Origin of the sequence: Sulfuricurvum sp. RIFOXYD12_FULL_44_77 (assembly GCF_001830725.1) — a bacterium.
GTDB classification, from domain to species: Bacteria; Campylobacterota; Campylobacteria; order Campylobacterales; family Sulfurimonadaceae; genus Sulfuricurvum; species Sulfuricurvum kujiense_A.
The window spans coordinates 1-4,942 of the sequence record NZ_MIBU01000181.1 but is presented as its reverse complement, the minus strand read 5'-3'; the positions used below and the strand labels follow the sequence as shown (position 1 = coordinate 4,942).

Annotated in this window: 2 protein-coding genes and 1 pseudogene; all 3 read right to left on the bottom strand. The window is 42.2% G+C overall.

Features of this window, described 5'->3' with window-relative positions:
* Nucleotides 1–369, bottom strand: a pseudogene (locus A2517_RS07170) (4-alpha-glucanotransferase); the annotation flags it as partial.
* A gap of 10 nt (nucleotides 370–379) precedes the next feature.
* Nucleotides 380–2,428: a glycoside hydrolase family 57 protein gene (locus A2517_RS07165; protein WP_294895552.1), complete on the bottom strand. Its 2,049-nt coding sequence runs from the start codon at nucleotides 2,426–2,428 to the stop codon at nucleotides 380–382.
* On the bottom strand, nucleotides 2,413–4,920 hold the full coding sequence (locus A2517_RS07160; protein ID WP_294895550.1) for a sugar phosphate nucleotidyltransferase: 2,508 nt from the start codon (nucleotides 4,918–4,920) through the stop codon (nucleotides 2,413–2,415). The genes A2517_RS07165 and A2517_RS07160 overlap by 16 nt, the downstream gene beginning before the upstream one ends.
* Between the last annotated feature and the right edge of the window lie 22 nt (nucleotides 4,921–4,942).

Sequence of the window (4,942 nt, the reverse complement as noted above, 5' to 3'; positions counted from 1 at the left end):
CGTGAGCCATAACCCTTTAGGAGTCTGTCCGAATGATTCTGAGATAGAGCGGTTAAGTTTTTCGATCTGAGCCACCCGATCTTGGGAGGGGATGACACTTAAAATCGGCTCATAATATCCTGCACTAAAAAATTCGATACTCCCTGATTGGGAGAGTTTTTGGATCTGGTGATACAGCACAGGATCACGCAGCTGTATCTGCTCCATCAGCCATCCGCTGCAATGGAGACTGAAACGAAACGACGGATAACGGCTCATCACCTCGAAAAAAGGTTTGTAGCATACCTCTATCGCATGCTCAATGACCCAATCGAAATTATCCACCGGTTGATGCATATGTATCCCGAATAAAAGTGCTGTTTTAGACATCTGTTTTCCTTTATACAAACCAGTTTGCGGCGTAATGTTCATCCAAATCGATACAAAGCGCTCCGTTTCCTGGGAGCGTTTGAACTATTTTAGATCCGTTCACAAGCTCGAAACGGAGATGAAACAATCGCATTGCTCCAAAATGGAGTCGTGAAAGTGCTATTTCAAGCCTCTCATCGATCGCTATGAGATCATTTTCAGCCGAGGTAACCCTCTCTAAGTCAAATTCATACTGCTCAGAGCTCTCTTCCACAATAACCAGCAGTTTTAAATTATGACGATCAATTTTCGAAATATCTCCCTCAAATGCCACGTAGATCGCTTTTTTATCGTGACCGTAGTAGAAGATATCAATAGGCCCTCGTACTCGGTCCATTGTGGAATAGAGTTTTCGCTCATCCATGCTCCCGCATCCAAGCCACTCAAAAAAAGAGTTGTACTTACCATCAATAATCGGGGTAAGGGGGGACTGCGGCTTAATCCAAAAAGGGGCACTATCCGCCATTGCCACGATCGGTTGATAGAGATTTGCAGGGGGTGCAATCCCCATAAGCTCATATATAGCAATCAAATGGTTTCGAAAAAGGAGATCAAATTCCTCAGCGAAATCACTAACATGATCATCACCGTACCACCAAAACCAATCACTGCACTCCGATGCTAAAAAATGCTCCTCAATTTTGCGTACCGTCTCGTCTGAGACAACACCTCTAAAATTTTCTGTATCCCGACGGGTCTGGAAAATCAGTTCCCACGCCCTATTTTTTTGGGGGTGCCCCGACCATGTGTCAAAGGTGCCGTGAATCCAGCTTCCGGGATGGAGCGTTTCTAACTCGATAGGATTTTTACCTTTTGCCATCTCATCCATAGTAGTACTTTTACACCACTCCGTTGCCTCTAAACGTGAATAGAGTGCGTTAAAGAAATCAAATCCGTTGTTCTCATAAAACTCCCACGCATTCTCTCCGTCAACAATCACAAAAACGGAAGGGTTGCTTTGTTCGTTATAAATGGACCCGAGGGAATGGATAAAATGGTTCACGGCATCTTCTGCACCTTTAAACCGATAAGTAAAACCGATCAAATCACTCAACCCATGGTCTCTGAACCCCATAGTGACACCGTCAAAACGGTAGGTCTTATAAAGATTTTTTCGACTTTCATCCCCAAGTGAATGAAATAGTATCGCTTCATCCGTGGCGATCCACTCCACCCCGTATTCACGGTAGAGGGCAACACTTTTCGTATCTACCGCACCCTCAGCAGGCCAAAATCCGGTCGGCTTTTTTTTGAAATGTTTTTTATACAATGCAATAGAGCGTTCGATATGCTTGCGAGCATCTTCAAGCAATGAAATGGAGCGTTGGGGAAGTACGGTGTGCGAATTGGCTAAAGAGGCATTTTCCATATCGATCAAAAGTGGCAAAATCGGGTGATAATAGGGGGTAGTTGATACCGAGATTCGACCCTCTTGCTGCAATAAAGCATAAAAAGGGATAATCGTATGAATAAAACTGCAAAGCGCATCAAGAAGACGTTCTTTATCGTGTTGAGAAAATCCTTCTCCGCGCTGCAGTAACTCTTTGACCACTCTGTTTTCACTACGAAGATAATTTCCGCACCATGCCAATAAAAATAGAACCTCTAAATCAATCAGTTCATCGTCGCTGTACTCGCTTTGAGGATACAAATGTTCATAGCGTCTCAACGGTCGTACCATCGTCTCAAATTGGGTCGATTTGCAAATTTTAATCAGCCATTGGCGCGATGATGTATCGAGTGCAGAGGGGTGTTTATCCCACAAGGATAAAAAATAATCGTATTTCAGAGGATCCGTATAAAGTTCCAACTGTTCCATAAGGGTTGCCGTAAGGTTGAAGGTCGCTTTAATATGGGTATATCGGCTAACCAACCATGGCATTTCGTAGTAATCTTTTATGGCATGCAAAAAGACCCACGGCATCGTCATAATCCCATCACTCCCCCGATAATCAGGCTGATGCATGTGCCAGAAAAACGAAAGTGTTAAAGGGGATTTATCCATTAAGAGGCCATCCATTCCTCAATTTTAGCGGTGTATAACTGATGAATTTCTTCACCGTCATTGTCATTTTTAGCTTGTATATAGAGATTGAGGTGATCATTATAGTGATCCGGAATCATCAAAATCCAATCATGTTTGTCAAGCCAAATTTTAACACCGTCAAGGGTTGAAGATACTTTATCTTTGGCATCCTCCAAAAACATCCGCATCATTTTCCCTTTGTGAGACTGCTTACAAGGAACCTGAAAAGAGTGATAATAAAAGCGTGGCATAGTTTCCAAGATTTCCGAAAGCTTCACGTGGTGATTAACGATCATCTCTAATATTTTGAGTGTCGCATACATCGAATCGCGATGGGTAGAAAATTCGGTAAATGCATAATTCCCCTCCCCCGTGGTGACGAGATCATAACTTTTCATCTTTTCTGATTTGAAATTCAAATACTGTCCGTATTCAATCTCAAGATGCTCAAAGGTGACCAAATCAGCAGCCCAAGTCGGTAAAAATACCCGTTTTTTAACACCCAAACTTTTTGCTTCCATGTTCAACAGTGTCAATACGGCATAGAGTGCCGACTGCTTGCTTAAAAGCGTCCCTTTATCACTCATCATCTCCAGCCGCTGACCATGAGGATAAATCATAAATCCCGCATCGAGATTCAAGGCTTTGATAACCGCACTCATATCATCATTCGTCGATTTGGTGAGCGTATTGATATTTTCCAAACGACGCTCATCCGAATGGGCATTAAACATAATATGATCAACCCCCAAATCGTTGAGGATCGTAGGAAATACTTCCGATGCCATACCATGCATCATATCGACAACAACACGACAGTCAAGGCACTTGAACATATGGGACGTTAAGAGTTCCTCCATCCCTTTTTGGTACTCTTTATACTCTTTTTGGTGATCTGAATTGTAAATTTGTCCGATTCGTGAATAATCGACACGGCGATAGGTCTCTTTAAAAAATGCTTTTTCAACTTTCTTGGCCACCTCGGTATTGATACGTAAGGCTTCCTCATTGTAAAACGTAATAACGATACTGGTAGGATCATCGAGCTTTTGATTGAAATGGACACCGGCACTGTATTCTTCATGAAAAGAGAGACTGCAGCGCATAACGGCTGACGTTACGGCATTGTAATCCAATACATTCATCCCGGATGAAAGAAGTCCCCCTAAAAAAGCACGTTTGAGCATCCGAGCACTTTTACTGTTATCACGCGATACCAGAATCGTTGAACCTACCGGAAGCTGTGCTCCGAAGGATTCGGCAAGTTTGGTAGCCATTTCACAAGAAATTTCGACATTTGCCTTGCCGATAACCATTCCGTTTTCAAAAATCGAATTTTTATATTTACTTCCTAGAATAACGCTTCGACTCACGATAGAGGCATCTTCGATCACTTTATCCGGCCAGATGGTGACATCTTTTTCAACCGTTACCAACTCACCGATTTCACACCCCTCGGCTAGAATCAATCCTGATTTTGCGGTGACATTTTTTCCGATATGATTATTGTTACAAATGACACATCCATCCAGTTTGGTGTTGCGTCCGATCACAACATCATCCCAGATAACCGTATTGCAGATTTTAGAGGATCCACCGATAGTGACATTATCTCCGATAACGACATTATTGAGTTTCGTCCCTTTTTTGACCGTTACATTTTTTCCGATTACGACAATCCCGATCACTTCGACACTATCATCGAGAGTATTGTCTTCTTCGCAGATCAATACTCCGTCGACATATTTAACCGCTTCTCCACCCAGATTCAGTTTTATTTTTCCGCTGAGAAGATCCTCATAGACATCACGGTAGCTCTCAGGATTTCCGACGTCACGCCAGTACCCTTGCGCATAACCGGCCATCAAATCTATCCCTTTGCGCATAAGGAGGGGGAAAAGGTCTTTGGCAAAATCAAAATTTTCATTGTTAGGTATGTAATCAAGAATTTCAGGTTCTATAATATATATGCCGGTATTGATAGTATCGCTAAATACCTCTCCCCAACTCGGTTTTTCAAGAAATTTTTCAATTTTTCCCTCTTTATTGGCTATAACTACTCCAAATTCAAGCGGGTTATCAACGGATGTAAGAGTAATGGTAAGTTTCGATTTTTTAGAGGCGTGATAATCGAATATTTTTTGAAAATCAAAATCGGTGACCAAATCGCCGCTGATAATAATAAAATTTTCATTTCCGATTTGCTCTTGTGCTTTTTTGACGGCACCCGCAGTGCCGTAATCGTCATCCGGAAGAACATAAGTGATATTAATCCCCCACTTCTTTCCGTCTTTAAAATAATCTTTGATAACATCGGGTTTAAAATAGAGGAGAACAATGAACTCGGTAATCCCTAGCGCTTTAAGGCTCATTATGGTGTGTTCCATCATTGGACGGTTCATTATAGGCAACATAGGTTTAGGGATAGAATTGGTCAACGGTTGTATCCGTGTTCCAAAGCCTCCAGCCATCACAACAGCTTTCATCGGACTCCTTAGTAGAAAAAGG